Here is a 17226-nt window from a genome sequence, read left to right as displayed (position 1 = left end):
AATTTATATGTTGAAATACCCTACATTAATCTTTTGAAAACCCCCGATTATACAAAACGTGTACCAGTAAAACATTGTTTTCAAACGGAGGTACGCTTATAGTGCAAGTTTCTAAAAACCATTATTATGAGAAATCCCGTCATCTTCCTTTTTTTGCTGGCTGTGTCCATAACCGGCTTTCATGCCTATGCCCAGCCACAAAGCATAATCCTGAAAAACGCCACAGTAATTGACGGAACGGGTGCGGAGCCGAGGGATGGAACAGATATCCTCATCATGGATGGAAGGGTGGTCGCGGTAGAGTCCAATATCAAGCTCAAAGGCGCGAAAGAGATTAACCTGACGGGGAAAACGGTGATGCCCTCGCTCATCAGCGCACACGCGCATGTGGGAACGTTGAAGGGAACCACTTCGTCGGCGGATAATTACACACGGGAAAATGTACTACGTCACTTGCAAAAATATCAGGATTATGGTGTAAATGCCGTCCTGGCAATGGGTACGGACAGGCCATTGATTTTCGACGGCTTACGGGATTCCACATTGGCTGGACTGCTTCCAGGCGCGCGTTTGTTCTCCGCAGGTTATGGATTTAACACACCTGATCCGAATCCAGGCTCCTGGATGAATTTATTATTGCGTCCCGAAACGCCCGAGGAAGTGCCGGCAATGATGGACAAGCTTGTTCCGCTGAAACCAACGGTAGTGAAAATCTGGGTGGACGATCATGGTGGCAATGCACAGAAAATGAAGCCGGAGATTTATCAGGCTATCATAACCGAAGCCCACAAACGTAATATCCGCGTTGCTGCACATTTATTTTACGCCGAGGACGCACGTTTGCTAACTGAGGCAGGCATCGATGTTATTGCCCACAGCATCCGCGACAGGCCGGTGGACGGTGCGCTTTTGAATAAAATGAAAGAAAAGAATGTCATCTACATTCCTACATTATCCCTGGACGAATATCAGTTTGCCTACGCCAATCAACCCGACTGGATAAATGACCCATTTTTTATAAGATCACTAGAACCGGGTGTTTACGAAATGATCACAGACCCAGCATACGCTGAAAAAGTAAGGACTTCTGCCGATTATGAGCGCAATGCTGCTGCATTTAAAACTGCGCTGATCAACTTGAAAAAAATTATGGATGCCGGCATCACCGTTGCGCTGGGAACGGACTCAGGCGCATTTCCGATCCGGACGCAAGGCTTTACGGAACATTTGGAGCTGGAATTGATGGTACAGGCAGGACTTACGCCTATGCAGGCCATCATGCTGGCGACGCAGAATGCAGCAAAAGCGCTGAAAATAGATCATGAACTGGGCACATTAACCCGCGGTAAAAGAGCAGATCTGCTCATTTTGAGTGCTAATCCAGCCAGTGATATTAAGAACACGCGGAAAATCGAGGCCGTATGGAAAGATGGTCGGGAAGTGAGCAAAGGACCTTTATCCAATTGAGTAATGCTAGGAAATAATAAAATACACCTGAAATGAAAATTGAATTTGAAAGGCTTAATCACATTATGCTGTGCATCCCTCATGGGGCGGAAGAAGCCGCAAGGGCGTTTTATGGCGGTGTGCTTGGCCTTGAAGAGCTGAGAGATTTAGGATATCCGCTTCCGAATGGCGCGATCTGGTTTCAAATGGGAGACATTGAATTGCACATTCGTGCCGAGCAAGCTTCGGAGCTGTCGCAACGACATCCGGCGTTTGAAGTGAAAGATCTGGAAGCTGCGCGTTTACTTTTGGAAAGCCACGGAATTGCGATCAGAACTGATAGCCCGATTCCCGGCCGGAACCGCTTTTCCTTTCGCGATCCCTTTGGAAACCGCATTGAGTTGATACAAATGTTAGCCTGAAACCTGGCGGGCCTGTTCATGTCACATCGCGCAGGCCGGAACCGTATTGCACTGCGTTCAAATCGGCCGCTAATGAGTTTAGCCGCAGTTTTGAACATGGATTAGCGGGCGGCATCCTTGTCAGGGCGATGTCAGAGAACCATTCCGGTTTCCGGCATTTGTGTTAATTTATTCCCCGTATTTATTAAAAAGTCGTAAATGGGAAAAGTAATTCTAAATTTGCAAACGCATTTGCGGCGGACACAGCGTTTTCTTTGATGTTAAAATATTTTTATAGATTCTTAATCCTCGTGGTGGTCCTGGCGGCTGCTGCGGAAATTGTTTTAAGATATAAATACGGCTTCTGTAATTCTCCGCTATATGTGTCGGATCCTGATTTTGAATACATATATGCTCCCAGTCAGGATGTTACGAGGTTTGGTTATAATGTGCGCACCAATAGCCTGTCCATGCGCAATGAAGAAGTCCTTCCTTCGGACAGCATCGTGATTTTGCTGATCGGCGATTCGGTTGTGAATGGCGGCAGCCTCACCGACCAGGACAGCATTGCCTCAACAATGCTTGAAAAATGGTTTTTGAAAGATTTTAACAAACGTGTCCGCGTGCTGAACATTTCTGCCGGATCGTGGGGACCCGACAACATTGCCGCTTACCTGAAACGATACGGCACATTTAAAGCAAAGCTTATGTGCCTGGTCACCAGCAGCCACGACGCGCACGATATTATGGCGCACCAAAATCTCGTTGGTAATGATCCGGCCTGGCCTGACAGGCAATATAAAGTAGCTCTTTACGAGTTATGGGACCGTTACCGGTGGATTTTCTTTTATTACTTCAACACCTGGTTTTTTGCCCCAACGATTGAAGAAAATCCCGAAAAGGTGCTTTTGGATTCGATGAAGAAGGATTCCCTTAAAAAGGTAAAACTCAATGATGCCGGGATCAGAAAGCCGGGCCTGGCCTTCAATCCGGGTTACCAGCAGCTTTACGACGTGGCGAAAAGAGATTCTATCCCGATGTTTATTTATCTGCATCCCGAAACGTCGGAGGTCGATCTGGGGCATTTTAATGACCAGGGAGATGAGATTATGGCGTTCGCAATTCAGCGTAACATCCGGCTGATCAATGAATTTAGTTTGGGGATTGACAAGAAATATTACAGAAAGCTGGATGTGGTTCACTATAACAGCCAGGGCCAGCTATTTCTGGCCAATAACCTTTATCCTTTGTTTCAGGAATATTTAAATCTGAAAAAATAATGCGCGTGCTCGTTGTACACAATCAGTTATGGGCGCATTATAAGTCGCGGCTTTTCAGCGAGATCCATCAGGCATTCAAGGAAAAATATCCCGAAAGTGACTTCCTGGTGATTCAGATCGCGCTTTATGAGGCAAGCCGGAGCGTCATGCAAAGCGATGACACCATCACTTATGATTATCCTTACCAAGTCCTTTTTGAGCGCAGCCTGGATCAGGTGAGCTTCAAAGAAAGGCGCGCCGCATTGTTTGCCGCTTTCGACGCATATAGGCCTACCGTGCTGAACATTACCGGCTATTTTGATCCAGCTCAGGTTTTGCTCATGTTTTATGCACGGATAAAGGGCGTCAAAGTTGTACTTTCTTCCGAATCTTCTTCGGCCGACAACAGCCGGTCTTTTATCAAAGAATCGCTGAAAAAACTTATCGTCAATCGCGCTAATGCGTTTTTCTGCTTTGGCAAAACCTCAGCGGAGTATCTGGAAACCCTTGGCGCGAAACCTTCACAGATCCCGGTCCGGAATGCTGCGGTGATCGACGAAGAAGTGGTTCGCTCCCGCTATGATGCTGGTAAGCAGGAGAATGTGAATATTGCACGGGTAGCCCGGTTTGTCTTTGTGGGGCGGTTGGCTCCTGAAAAAAATCTGGAAACCTTATTAAGGGCTTTTGCCCAGGTTCGGCAGCTGGACGCGGAATTGTGGCCGTGGGAGGTTATGTTCATCGGTGATGGCCCGGAACGGCCGTTGCTCGAAAAGCTGACGAACGAGCTGCAGCTCGAATCCAAAGTGTTATTTATGGGTGGACTTCCCTGGTATAAGGTCCCCGACCTGCTGGTGCATTGTGATGTGCTTGTTTTGCCAAGCAAATCGGAGCCCTGGGGGTTGGTTGTAAACGAAGCCATGGTTTGCGGACTGCCGGTGATCGTGTCAAAAAATTGCGGCTGTGTGGCCGATTTGGTTGAAAACGGCGTGAATGGTTTTACTTTTGACCCCGACAGCCAGCAGGAGCTGGAAACCGCAATGGCCTTTTTCATGAAAAATCTGGAAAAAATAGCCGTTATGGGCCGCGAATCGCGCCGGCTCATCGCGCCGTTTTCATCAACACAAGTGGCACGGCAGATGGCAGACTGTTATCACACTTTAAAATAACAGCTTTATGATCAGTTCAATACACGAAATACACGCATGCGGATTTTAAATATTTGCGCTTACACCTGGGAGATCGGTGGCCCGGCCAGGATTATTTATGACCATACGACGGAGGTTTTGAAACAAGGCCATCAGGTAGATATCCTAAGCCCGATGACTCCGGGCGATGAAATGTATCCTGCTCCCGAAGGTGCCAGGCTGTTTCCGGTTGCCCGCACGGCTCCGGTCAGCAATTTTTACCGTGAATTTTCAATTGAAATGTACCGGTTTCTACGGCATCACATCCACGAATACGATGTGATCCATATGCACGGAATCTGGCATTTCGGAAGTTTGGTGCCGTTTTTGATCCCTAACAATGCGGTTAAAGTGATCACAATTCACGGCTTGCTGGACAAATGGGCTGTGGCGCATCACAAATGGAAAAAAGACATTGTTACGCTGCTTTATCAGAAAAAAATCCTGGGCAAGGCGGACCTGATCCAGATCAATAATACCGACGAAGAAGCCGACGTGATCCGTTACCTGGGTTACCGTCCCAAAAATATGGTAATCGTTCCGAATGGCATGAAGTTGTCGGAATATTCAAATTTACCACCAAAAGGCAGTTTCCGTGCGAAACATCAGGTCGCAGACGATGAGCAGGTCGTGCTTTTTATGGCCAGGCTCAACATTAAAAAGGGTCTGGATCTGTTGCTCCCTGCTTTCAAACAGGTAGAAAAACAACTGCCCAAAGCGACACTCTTTCTTGCCGGAGGCGACGACGGTTATCAGCAGGAAACAGAAGATTTTATCAGAAAAAATAATTTGCAAAACCGGATCAAGCTCGTGGGGCTACTCACAGATTCGGCTAAAAAAGAGGCGCTTGCCGATGCTGACGTCTTCGTTCTCCCCTCCTATTCCGAAGGTTTTTCAATCGCTGTTTTAGAAGCAATGACCTCCAAAGTACCCGCCATTGTTTCGGACCGTGTGGGTTTCGGGGATTATATCAAACGCTGTGATGCCGCCTTCCTGACGCCGCTTACGAGCGACGGCGTGGCCAAGGGTCTTCTTAAAATATTACAAGATAGGGCCTATGCACAGGATCTTGCAAATCGGGCTTACAAGATGGTAACAGAAAATTTTGATATCCGGAACGTGGCTAACCAGTTATTGGAAGAATACAAGAAAGTTCGAAAAAACTAATTATCTTTGGCCGTTTCCAATCACCGCAAATTGGTAATTTTTGACTGTTGTTCCCGGTATGATCGATTTGTCCGTCATCATTTTAACACACAATGAATCGAAGCACATTGCACGTTGCATAGAAAGCTTGCTTCCGGTGACAAATAAGATTTTCATCGTTGATTCATTTTCTACGGACGACACGGTGGCTATTGCCCGTAACCTGGGCGCGACGGTGATCCAGAATCCCTGGGTTTCGTATTCCTTCCAATTTAATTTCGGCATTCAAAATAACCCGTTCGACACCCAGTGGCTTATGCGCATGGATGCCGACGAATACATTACGCCCGAGCTCGCAACCGAACTGAAAAACACATTGCATCTGACGCCTGCGGAAGTCTCCGGCTTATATGTGAAGCGACGTGTTTTTTTCATGGATAAATGGATCCGTCGCGGGGGCTATTATCCGATATGGCTGCTGCGGGTGTGGCGGAAAGGCATCGGGCATTGTGAAGAATTGTGGATGGACGAGCACATTAAGCTCAGCACCGGCACCACCGCGCAATTGCAGCACGACATAGTGGACCATAATCTCAACAACCTGACCTGGTGGACCCAGAAACATAACAATTATGCAATAAGGGAAGTCATTGATCTATTGAATATTAAATATAATTTTGATAGTAAAGAAACGGTTACCCCGAGCTTTTGGGGAAGCCAGGAACAGCGCACCCGGTTTTTGAAGATCAAATACGCGGGCCTTCCCTTATTTACGAGGCCTTTCATCTATTTCGTTTACCGCTACATTTTTAAAGGCGGTTTTCTGGATGGCATGAAAGGATTAATCTGGCACTTCCTGCAAGGATTTTGGTACCGCTTTCTCGTCGATGCTAAAATTTATGAAGTGTATTATCGCGCGGGAAAAGACAAACAGGACATCATAACACATTTCAAGACAGAATATGGAAAAGACCTTAAAAGCCCGAACCGATCTGTCAAAGTATGATAACAGCTGGTACAAACCGGGGAGCTTCCTTAAACAACTGCTCTGGTATTTTGCCAATCGGTTATTCATCAACACCTATTTGCCTTATCCCATGATAATTAAGCGGTTTGTGCTGGAAATGTTTGGTGCCCGGCTTGCAAAAGGGGTTGTGATCAAGCCAAAAGTGAATGTAAAATATCCATGGTTTTTGGTAATCGGTGAAAATGCCTGGATCGGAGAAAATGTGTGGATTGACAACCTCACAATGGTGACAATCGAATCAAATGTATGCTTGTCGCAAGGCTGCATGCTGCTGACAGGAAACCATAACTTTACCACAAGCGCATTTGACCTGATTGTCAAGCCGATAACGATTGAGAGCGGCGCCTGGATTGGCGCGAAAGCAACTGTCTGTCCTGGTGTAACAGTAGGTTCGCATGCGGTGTTAACTGTGGATTCCGTTGCCACCTCCAATTTGGAGCCTTACGGAATTTATCAGGGAAATCCGGCTAAATTTGTCAAAACAAGAAACTTGTCCCGTTGAAAGTAAGTATCATAACTGTTGTTTATAATGGTGCAAAAACCATTCGCCAGTGCATCGAGTCTGTGCTCGCCCAGGATTTTCCCGGAATCGAATACATTATTGTCGACGGTAATTCCAAAGACGGAACGCAGGAAATTATAAAGGAATACGGCAGCAAAATCGCCACGTTCGTCAGCGAGCCTGACAATGGAATTTACGATGCGATGAACAAAGGCATAAAATTAGCAACAGGTGAAATCATCGGAATATTGAACGCCGACGATTTTTATGCTTACAATGCGGCCATCAGCGATGTGGTTGCCAAGATAAATTCTGCTAATTTTCAGGGCTGTTATGGTGACCTTGTTTATGTAGATTCGGCAGATGAGGTGGTGATTAAGAGGAAATGGATCTCTGGAAATTACAAGGAAGGTGCTTTTCTTAATGGCTGGATGCCGCCCCACCCTGCGTTTTTTGTAAAAAAAGAACTTTATGACCAGCTCGGCTTGTTTCGACTGGATCTGGGAAGCGCGGCGGATTATGAACTAATGTTACGGTTCATCCATAAATCGAAAATTAAAATAGCTTACGTGCCAAAAGTGATTGTGAAAATGCGGACGGGAGGCGTGAGCAACAGCAATTTAAAAAACCGGATCGCGGCCAACAGGAATGATATGAGGGCCTGGAAGGAAAATGATTTGAAGCCGCATTTTTATACGTTGTGGTTGAAGCCGTTGAGAAAAATATTACAGTTTCGCTAAAATAGAAAACATAAGACACCATCCAAACCGGATAATAATTATTTTGATATCCAGCTATTTAGCTATCCATAATATAAATTTTAATTGCGACTTTTGATTAAAGGTCAGAATCTACTACAACGTTATTACTCTATTTACATTGGCAGACACTATGGAATTAAAAGTACCCCTACAGATATTAAGCGAAGGAAACTTCAGCAACATTATACATCATGATGTTTACCAATGCCTCCTTTCCTTTTTAATTGCCTGTTTCCTGTCGATCATCAGCATTCCGATTATCATTAATTTATCGAATCTACTGCATCTGACAGCAAAACCTGGTTTTAGAAGCTCACACGAAACTGAAACCCCTACTTTGGGAGGCATAGCGATATTTGCGGCAACGCTGATCGCTTATTTTTTATGGCCTCATTCCGAAAACATTCTGGATTCGAATTTGATCAGCCTCGCGATGACCGGTGTGATAATCTTGTTTTTTCTGGGGATCAAAGATGATATTCTCGCCGTTGACCCTACTAAAAAGCTAATTATACAGATTTTCGCATCATTGATCCTTGTGGCGATGGGCAATTTCAAGGTCGACAATTTTTATGGAATATTCGGCATTCACAATGTTTCTGACTTTATCAGCATTCCTTTAACGGTTTTCATTTTTATTGCCATCATTAACGCGATTAACCTGATCGACGGCATCGACGGCCTTGCAGGAGGCATCAGCCTTATCGCGGGCTTAGGCTTCGGGATCTGGTTTATTTTAAATGACCATTTCTCGTTCGGCTGCCTGGCATTTGCCATGTCCGGTTCACTGCTTGGTTTCCTTCGTTTCAATTTTTCAAAAACCAGCAAAATCTTCATGGGCGACACCGGTTCGCTGATCGTGGGTTACCTGCTTTCCATTTTTTCCGTTGAATTTCTATCGCTGAATGTGGGCTACCTGCACGATCCAAATGCTTATTTTAATGCGCCGATCATTGTCATGGTTTTGCTGATCGTTCCTATTTTCGACACGCTCAGGGTATTTATTGTAAGGATCTTCAAAGGTGGTTCGCCTTTCATTGCGGACAGGAACCACATGCATCACATCCTGATCGACAACGGCCTGAACCACTTCTGGGCTTCCTTCGCGCTTTGGATGGTTACGATCCTGAACACGACATTGTTTTTCACTTTTCACGGCAACATTACCAACACGGCCTCGCTATACATATATATAGGTATGTTTGGCGCGTATATGGTGTTTGCCTACTTCCTGAAAAAGCGGATTGTATCGGTTAAGAAAAGAAAGAACCTGGCAAAGAGTCCTTCTTTCAACGAAGATGATGTAACTTCTTCCAACAACATTCTCAGGGATTTGTAATCATTTGGCCCTAAAATCCACTGTTATTAACGCCGGAAATTGATTGCGTTGCATCTAATGTTTGTACCTTAGCACGAAATAATCGTCAACAGGTATGAATAAAAAGATCAGAAAAGAAGACGCCCTATACTACCACTCAAAAGGTCGCCCTGGCAAGATCCAGGTGATCCCGACCAAAGAAACCAGCACCCAGCGCGACCTTTCGCTTGCGTATTCCCCCGGTGTTGCAGAACCCTGCCTGGAAATTGCTGCCAATGTTGAAGATGCCTATTTGTATACTGCAAAAGGCAATCTTGTGGCTGTGATCAGCAACGGGACTGCCGTGCTCGGACTGGGTGATATTGGCCCGGAAGCATCCAAGCCGGTGATGGAAGGAAAAGGACTTCTCTTTAAAATATATGCAGACATTGATGTATTTGATATCGAGCTGAATACCAAAGATGTCGACGAATTTGTAAGGACCGTTAAGATTCTGGAACCCACATTTGGCGGCGTTAACCTGGAAGATATCAAGGCGCCTGAATGCTTCGAAATTGAAGCACGACTGAAAAAAGAGCTGAATATTCCGGTGATGCACGACGACCAGCACGGAACGGCTATTATTAGCGCCGCGGCCATGTTGAATGCACTCGAATTGGTTAAGAAGAATATAAATGAAATCCGTGTGGTGGTTTCCGGCGCAGGCGCTTCGGCGGTTTCGTGTACAAAACTATATCTTGCGCTGGGTGCCAATCCTCAGAACATTGCCATGTTCGATACTAAAGGCCACATTCACAATGGCCGGACGGACCTTACTGAAATGAAAAAGCAGTTTGCGACGGACGTGGCTTACGATTCGCTTGAAGATGCAATGGTTGGCGCTGACTTGTTCCTGGGGCTTTCCACAGCGGACATTGTGTCAAAAGATATGGTAAAATCCATGGCAAAAGATCCAATCGTGCTCGCTATGGCCAATCCAAACCCTGAAATCCCTTATCCTGATGCGGTCGAAGCGCGGGAGGACGTGATCATGGCGACAGGTCGCTCGGATTATCCGAACCAGGTAAATAATGTCCTTGGATTCCCTTACATTTTCCGCGGTGCGCTGGATGTGAGAGCGACGGAGATCAATGAAGCCATGAAACTGGCAGCCGTTCATGCCTTGGCTGATTTGGCCAAAAAACCGGTTCCCGACATTGTAAATCTTGCCTACAACGAAACAAACATTGTTTTTGGCAAAAATTATATCATTCCCAAACCTGTTGATCCGCGTCTGTTGACGACCGTGGCGCCTGCGGTGGCAAAGGCTGCGATAGAAACTGGCGTCGCGCGTAAGGTGATTACGGACTGGGACGCCTACGAACAGGAACTTTCCAGCCGTCTGGGCCGGAACGAACAGATTTCCCGCGTTATCCTGAACAAAGCAAAACTGGCTCCGAAAAGGGTTGTTTTTGCAGATGCAGAAAACATTCAGGTGCTCCGCGCCGCGCAACAGGTTCGCGATGAAGGCATTGCCGTTCCGATTCTGTTGGGTAGCAAAGAAACGATCATCAGTATGATCAAGGAAAGCAAGCTAGACCTGGCTGATGTGGCGATTGTGGACCCACGTGCAACCGAAAACGAAGAAACCATTAATAATTACGCCAACCTGCTTTTTGAAAAGCGTAAAAGAAAAGGCCTAACGCCGATCGAAGCGCACAGAAGCATTTATTTCAGAAGCTATTTTGGCTCCATGATGGTGGAAAACGGAGAAGCCGACGCGCTGATCTCCGGTTTAACAAGGACTTATCCCGACACTATCCGTCCGGCACTGCAGGTTATCGGCAAGGACCCGGGCGTGAACAAGGTGGCGGGTATGTACATTCTACTAACCCCAAAAGGGCCATTGTTTTTTTCGGATACAACCGTAAACCTGGACCCAACTGTTGACGAAATCGTTGAAATCACCGAACTGACTGCAAAAGCCGTAGAACGCTTCAACATTCAGCCACGCATTGCTTTGGTAACTTACGCCAACTACGGAAGTGCCGACGGGACCGACGCAATAAAAATGCGTGAAGCGACTGCGATCCTCAAAAAGAGGAACCCAACAATGATCGTAGAAGGTGAAATGCAGGCCCACCTTGCTTTCAATACAACCCTGTTAAAAGAAAACCACCCGTTCAGTGACCTGGTTGATGGCGGAGCTAACACGCTGATTTTCCCGAATTTATCGGCCAGTAACATTGCATACAACTTACTGAAAGAAGCAGCCGAACTGGAAACCATCGGGCCGATCCTGCTGGGAATGAAAAAGCCGGTTCACGTATTGCAATTAGGAAGCTCCGTGCGCGAGATTGTCAATATGGTGGCAATCGCGGTTGTAGAAGCGCAATTGAAGAAGTAAGGTAATAGTAGTCTGTCATACTGAGCGAAGCGTTGTCTCACTGAGCAACGACCTGTCACAAAACAAGCGACCTGTCACACTGAGCGAAGCTACTTGTCACACTGAGCGGAGCCGAAGTGAGTGCCGCCCTGCAATTCACTTCGGCTCCGCTCAGTGTGACAAAGTTCCGCTCAGTGTGACAAGGTTAATGTGACAACATTAGACAGCTTCAAGGCTTTAACTTCACCCAATCTGCATTGTAAAGTGGGGCGTGTATCGCTTTCAACTTTGCCTCAGGGAATTTGATCACTTTGCGATCGTATGTCATGAGCCCGTTTATTTCTACCTCAACATCAGTGGTTTGTGTGTAGACTGCTGCGGATAATCCTTTTTTGATTAATGGCTCAAACCGTTTGACGAAGGATTCGTAACGAGCGTAAAGCTCTTCGGGATTCTTGAAGCTTTGGTAACCCCAGTTATCCTTCTGCTGCCAAACATGGTTATCAACCGGCAGCCCCAGCCCACCGAACTCACCCAGCACAATGATCTGTTTAGCACCGAAAAGATCAGGCCTTGGCATGACAGGCGCGGGATAATTGTGCATGTCGATAATGTGCCCTACGGGATGGAAATTGCCTCCGCTGGCACTGTTAACCAGTCGGCTGGGGTCATATTGCATGGTCCAATTTGTGATTTCTTCCGTTTTGAATTGTCCCCACGCCTCATTAAAAGGAACCCAAACTACAATAGATGGGAAATGGTCATTCGCATCGATAATGGCTTTCCATTCTGTTTTATAGATATTTTCGGATTCAGGTGTGCGGTCCTTATCCGTTTCGGCGCCGGTTATACCAGGGCGCTGCTCCCAATTATTGCCCATATCGCCGCTTGGCATGTCCTGCCACACGAGCATACCCAGCTCGTCACAGTAACGATACCATCTTGCCGGCTCCACTTTCACGTGCTTTCTGATCATATTAAAGCCCATTTCCTTGGTTTTTAATATGTCGAATTTCAGGGCTTCGTCTGTTGGAGCGGTGTAAAGTCCGTCTGGCCACCAGCCTTGGTCGAGCGGTCCGTATTGGAACAAAAACTTGTTATTCAGAGCCATACGCTGAATGCCGTTCTCATCGGGCTGCATAGAAATCTTGCGCATTGCGAAATAGCTTTTCACCTCGTCAATGACCTTTCCGTTTCTGGTTACGGATATTATCAGGTCATAAAGAAATGGATTCTCAGGAGACCATAATTTTGCATTCGGGATGTTCAGCACGGCATTTTCGCCCGATGCAATTTCCTGCTCGGCAACCTTGGCAGAACCGTCCAGGGCAGTAACTTTGATTCTGTCTGTCGCTGCGGCATTTGTAAGCGTCGCGGAAACATTAAGCGTCTGCTTATCAATATCCGGCACCTGTTTGAAATCAACAATATGCGTGGTTGGAACAGTTTCCAGCCAAACGGTTTGCCAGATACCCGTCACCGGCGTATACCAGATCCCATGCGGATTTTTAATCTGCTTGCCACGCGGCTGAGGCCCGTCGCTGCTCGGGTCCCACACCCGCACGCTGATATCCTGTTGCTTTTTCTTCAACAGCAGATCGGTGATGTCAAAGGAAAACGGATCATAACCGCCCTGATGTGTTCCTGCGGGCTTGCCGTTCACAAACACATCACATTTCCAATCCACCGCACCGAAATGAATCAAAACACGCTGATCCTTTAATTTAGGTGAAAAATCAATACTGCGCTGATACCAGAGCACGCTGTCTTTCCCAACCGTCTTACTCACGCCCGACAAGGCAGATTCTACTGCAAACGGAACCAGGATCCGGCCGTCAAAAGATACAGGTCTGGCTTCCGAAGCTTGCTTAGGAACAATAGAATAATTCCAGAGACCATTCATGTTTAACCAGTTCTGGCGGACCATTTGTGGCCTGGGATATTCGGGATGAACATTGGCAACATTCACCTTTTCCGTCCACGGCGTGACGATTTTCCCTTCCACATATTTCCATTCGGATGGCTTCTGTGCCACTGAGTCGACACTCAGGACGCATGAAAGTAACCATAATCCAAGCAGTGCTCTTTTCATTAAATTTGAGTTGTTCTGAATAAAATGTTAAATAATTCAAATTTAAAAGGATTTCCGAAGGCCGCTCTACTATCATTTTGATTAGCTTTGAAATAACTCACTCAAATCCAATTGCATGAAAAAGCTTTCCTACCTGACCCTTTTGGTGCTGATCAGCCTCTCCGGTTTTGCACAGGATTATTCGGATAAAATTACGCTCGTACTGCACGGCGGTGCCGGCACCATTACCCGTGCCAATATGTCCCCCGAGCAGGAAAACGCTTATAAAGACGTGCTTAACACAGCATTACTAAAGGGTTACGGCGTGCTGAGAAACGGTGGAACAAGCGTGCAGGCGGTAGAAGCGACAATCCGGGTGATGGAAGATTCGCCCCTTTTCAATGCCGGTAAAGGTGCCGTTTTTACCAATGAAGGCAAAAATGAGCTGGATGCGTCCATCATGGAAGGCAAAACATTGAAAGCCGGAGCCATCGCGGGCGTAACTACGATCAAAAATCCGATCAGCACGGCCATTGCAGTGATGGAAAAGTCACCACACGTCATGATGGCTGGCAAAGGCGCAGAAACATTTGCAAAAGATCAGGGCCAAGCGATCGTTGATCCTTCCTATTTCTACACAGAATCAAGGTTTAAAGCTTTACAGCGTGCCAAAGAACAGGAAAAAACAGAACTGGATCACGACGCAAAAGAAAAACAAGAAGTAAAAAAGGCACCGAAAACCGGTTCGATCGAGCAAGAGGATCTCATATTCACAGAAGGCAGGAAATTCGGAACCGTCGGCTGCGTTGCACTGGATAAATTTGGCAATCTGGCGGCTGGCACATCAACCGGCGGCATGACCAATAAAAAGTACGGCCGCATAGGCGACGCACCCATCATCGGTGCGGGAACCTATGCCAATAATGCAACATGTGCCGTTTCGGCAACCGGGCACGGAGAGTATTTTATCCGCTCCGTGGTTGCTTTCGACATCTCGGCGCTAATGGAATATAAAGGAATGACAGTAAAAGACGCTGCGAATGAAGTGGTGATGAAAAAACTCGTGGAACGCGGTGGCGAAGGCGGGATCATCGCGGTTGATAGAAACGGGAACATTGCAATGCCATTTAACAGCGAAGGCATGTATCGCGGCTATATCAAAAGCGATGGAAAAAGTGAGATCCTGATTTACAAAGACTGATTTTGAGCACTTTCTCAGCCTGATTTCAGCGCGGTTACAAAAACATGTTTTTATCTATTTGTTTCTTGTTCGCGCAATACAAAACGGGCTGCTTCCGTCGTTCTGAATAAGTAACGTAACATTCAACTTCCTTTACTTTATGAAATCAGTTTACAAGGTTTTTCTTCTGATCTTACTGGCTTCTCCGCTTTGTCTTGCAACCCATATCCGGGGCGGCGAAATCATGGCGTCGCATGTTTCCGGACAAAACTATAACATCAAAGTGCGCTTGTACTTTGATCTCAGAACAGGCCAGGATGCTGCTAACGGGCAAACGGGCGTTCTTGTTTGTTTTGGTGATGGTTCTACAAAGGAGTTTCAAAGGTCGAAGATGGAACAATTGCCTGGTAATGTGCTTGTCGCAGATTATGATGGTTCCCATACTTACGCATCTGCCGGAACATTCCAAATTTCAGTTTCGCTAGAAAACAGAACTCCAGGGGTTCTGAACCTGCCAAATTCGGGCGACACAAGAGCATTTTTCTGGACAGTTATTAATACACAAGTGTCCAATTCTACCCCTGTTCTGCCTAATCTCTCATTCGAGGCGGGCGTAAGGCAGCTATTTACAATTAACCTTAAACCGACGGTTGCGGATGTGGACAGTATTTCTGTCAAGCTTCCGAGATTGAGCAAGCCGTCGCCGGGCGAATGCGGCGTACGAATGTTGGAGCACAACTATATGTATCCCAATGAGATCAGTGCAACTGGGACATTTAAAGTTATCCCTTCGGTTAATCAGCTGGTTTGGCAGGCTCCGGAGATTTTAGGCAATTACATATTTGCAATGGTCGTAAGCGAATGGCGTGATGGAGTTATCATCTCAGAATCGTATCGCGAAGGGCTGATTACCGTGACGGATAAGCCTGGCCCGACAGTTGACATTCCACCCTATGAGTCTGCAGAAAACAGTGGGTTGATCACTTCCACGCCTAATGTTAAATCCGCGGAAGTCTCAATGGCCATCGAAGCCTATCCGGTCCCAACGGAGACATTTATAACTGTAAAAGCATATAGTAAAAAGCGCTCTGTGGTAACGTTGCAGCTTATTGATATCAAAGGAAGGGTTCTCCGGGAAGTAAAGAGCAACGGTCCGGTTATATCCATTCAGGAGGAATTTGATATGCGTAGTCTTGCAGAGGGGATTTATATCATTAAGGCCGCTAACGAAAAGGATGCAGTATCTCAAAAAGTTCTGCGATAGTTTCAGCCTAAGAATCTTCATTAAATCCTACGCAACATTGTAATGGTATAAAATGAAATTTTCGTCCTATGAAAATATGGCACTATTGCACAGCAACAGATCTCCGTATTTATCATAGGTTAATTATAATTCAGAAAAATGGCTGATCGTATGATCAGCCATTTTCTTTTTCCTCATTGTGTAAATTAATTTTAATTTCCCATCTGCCCGGTGGCGGTGGACATGTCGATTGAACTGAGCTTATCTTCAAACACCTGATTTTTCAGCAGCATTTCCTTGATCATCGACAAATGCGTGTAGGTGATCATATGCCCCGCCTTGTGAAGGAAAATATATTGAGCTCGCTTGCTCTTAATGTGTTTTTTAGCAAAATCAATGTTTGCAGGGTCAGCAATCCAGTCATTTCCTCCCTGAATTACCGTTGTCGGAACATTCAGATTCTGCCAAACGGGTAAAAGCTTTCTCAACTCGTCGGAATGACTGTATTTTTCAGCCGTAGCCGTGTTGAATTCTCCGGGAAGAAATAATTGGATAAATGAATTCCGGCCCCATTTGGAAAACCAGTAAAACTTCTCTTTTTCAGGATCGATAACCGGTGAAACCATGATCAGTTCCTTGACCTTGTCCGGTTCCAGCGAAACCAGCTTGGCCGCAATCGGCGCCCCATAAGACCTGCCGAGAACGGTCACTTTCTCTTTACTTTTATTTAACTGAAAAACGGGTAACAGCGCATTGGCCTGCGTGGCAATAGAAGTGACATAACGGCGCTTCTTCTTCACTTTGAGCCTGGATTTACCATAACCCACGCGGTCCACGGAAACAATGTGAAAGCGCTTTTGCAAATCCTCGTCGTCCATCAGATTCATATAACCCCATAACGAACCCGGCGCTCCGTGAATGAGTAGTAACATCGGCAGCGTATCTGAGCCCACACTGGCTATACAAAGCGCCAGCGTATCATTCCTGATGATGCGTTCCTCGGGTTTTACCTTCTTTGCTGCATAATGCTTCCGGACCTGCTTGGCTGAAATAATGTACCGGGGAAAAACAGGAACTTAGCGAAACTGATATCAGGAAAACGACAATTGCCGATCGCAAAAATTTAAAACTTGGCATACACTCAGGAATGTTACTCTAATTTATAACTTCACAGGATAATTCAATATACGATTATAATCAGATAAACAGCGCAATTCAGTTCGCGAATTTCAAAGAAATAGCCCGAACAAAATTTTTCGGCTCATTTCTGTGTTCAGTATAAAAATTAATGCCCAGTAAGGCCCGGGCTGCGTAAGCCGCCGA

General features: G+C 46.2%; 14 protein-coding genes. 12 read left to right on the top strand and 2 right to left on the bottom strand.

Annotation, left to right across the window (positions count from 1 at the left end; all coding sequences use genetic code 11):
* Positions 1 to 126 precede the first annotated feature (126 nt).
* The 10 genes from MUK70_RS02490 (at position 127) to MUK70_RS02445 (ending at position 11430) form a co-directional block, all read left to right on the top strand.
* Positions 127 to 1467, top strand: coding sequence for an amidohydrolase family protein (locus MUK70_RS02490; protein WP_234655531.1), 1341 nt, complete (start codon positions 127 to 129; stop codon positions 1465 to 1467).
* Between the two features lie 32 nt (positions 1468 to 1499).
* Positions 1500 to 1868: a VOC family protein gene (locus MUK70_RS02485; protein WP_234655532.1), complete on the top strand. Its 369-nt coding sequence runs from the start codon at positions 1500 to 1502 to the stop codon at positions 1866 to 1868.
* Positions 1869 to 2125: 257 nt separating this feature from the next.
* Complete coding sequence (locus tag MUK70_RS02480) at positions 2126 to 3127, top strand: hypothetical protein (protein ID WP_234655533.1); 1002 nt, start codon at positions 2126 to 2128, stop codon at positions 3125 to 3127.
* Positions 3127 to 4272 (top strand): glycosyltransferase family 4 protein, encoded by a 1146-nt coding sequence (locus MUK70_RS02475; protein ID WP_234655534.1) that lies wholly within the window; start codon positions 3127 to 3129, stop codon positions 4270 to 4272. Before MUK70_RS02480 ends, MUK70_RS02475 begins: the two co-directional genes overlap by 1 nt.
* Positions 4273 to 4308: 36 nt before the next feature.
* On the top strand, positions 4309 to 5457 hold the full coding sequence (locus MUK70_RS02470; protein WP_234655535.1) for a glycosyltransferase: 1149 nt from the start codon (positions 4309 to 4311) through the stop codon (positions 5455 to 5457).
* Between the two features lie 58 nt (positions 5458 to 5515).
* Positions 5516 to 6442 (top strand): glycosyltransferase family 2 protein, encoded by a 927-nt coding sequence (locus MUK70_RS02465; protein WP_234655815.1) that lies wholly within the window; start codon positions 5516 to 5518, stop codon positions 6440 to 6442.
* Entirely contained in the window at positions 6399 to 6965 is a 567-nt protein-coding gene (locus MUK70_RS02460) for a WcaF family extracellular polysaccharide biosynthesis acetyltransferase (protein WP_234655536.1), read from the top strand. The genes MUK70_RS02465 and MUK70_RS02460 overlap by 44 nt, the downstream gene beginning before the upstream one ends.
* A complete protein-coding gene (locus tag MUK70_RS02455; RefSeq protein ID WP_234655537.1) occupies positions 6962 to 7705 on the top strand; it encodes a glycosyltransferase family 2 protein in 744 nt (247 codons plus the stop codon). Before MUK70_RS02460 ends, MUK70_RS02455 begins: the two co-directional genes overlap by 4 nt.
* A gap of 151 nt (positions 7706 to 7856) precedes the next feature.
* Positions 7857 to 9065: an MraY family glycosyltransferase gene (locus MUK70_RS02450; protein ID WP_234602221.1), complete on the top strand. Its 1209-nt coding sequence runs from the start codon at positions 7857 to 7859 to the stop codon at positions 9063 to 9065.
* 94 nt (positions 9066 to 9159) lie between these two features.
* Entirely contained in the window at positions 9160 to 11430 is a 2271-nt protein-coding gene (locus MUK70_RS02445) for an NADP-dependent malic enzyme (RefSeq protein ID WP_234602220.1), read from the top strand.
* A gap of 208 nt (positions 11431 to 11638) precedes the next feature.
* Here the strand turns inward: MUK70_RS02445 and MUK70_RS02440 are convergent, their stop codons facing one another.
* Positions 11639 to 13501, bottom strand: coding sequence for a glycoside hydrolase family 2 protein (locus tag MUK70_RS02440; protein ID WP_234655538.1), 1863 nt, complete (start codon positions 13499 to 13501; stop codon positions 11639 to 11641).
* Between the two features lie 115 nt (positions 13502 to 13616).
* Between MUK70_RS02440 and MUK70_RS02435 the strand changes: the two genes are divergently transcribed.
* Entirely contained in the window at positions 13617 to 14681 is a 1065-nt protein-coding gene (locus MUK70_RS02435) for an isoaspartyl peptidase/L-asparaginase family protein (protein ID WP_234655539.1), read from the top strand.
* A gap of 139 nt (positions 14682 to 14820) precedes the next feature.
* Complete coding sequence (locus MUK70_RS02430) at positions 14821 to 15924, top strand: T9SS type A sorting domain-containing protein (protein ID WP_234655540.1); 1104 nt, start codon at positions 14821 to 14823, stop codon at positions 15922 to 15924.
* 191 nt (positions 15925 to 16115) lie between these two features.
* On the opposite strand, the gene MUK70_RS02425 is transcribed toward MUK70_RS02430, so the two are convergent.
* Entirely contained in the window at positions 16116 to 16835 is a 720-nt protein-coding gene (locus tag MUK70_RS02425) for an alpha/beta fold hydrolase (protein WP_244784642.1), read from the bottom strand.
* Positions 16836 to 17226: the final 391 nt, after the last annotated feature.

Origin of the sequence: Dyadobacter chenwenxiniae (assembly GCF_022869785.1) — a bacterium.
Taxonomy (GTDB): Bacteria; Bacteroidota; Bacteroidia; order Cytophagales; family Spirosomataceae; genus Dyadobacter; species Dyadobacter chenwenxiniae.
Note: the sequence above shows the minus strand (reverse complement) of the source record. Positions and strands in the feature narration are given on the sequence as shown.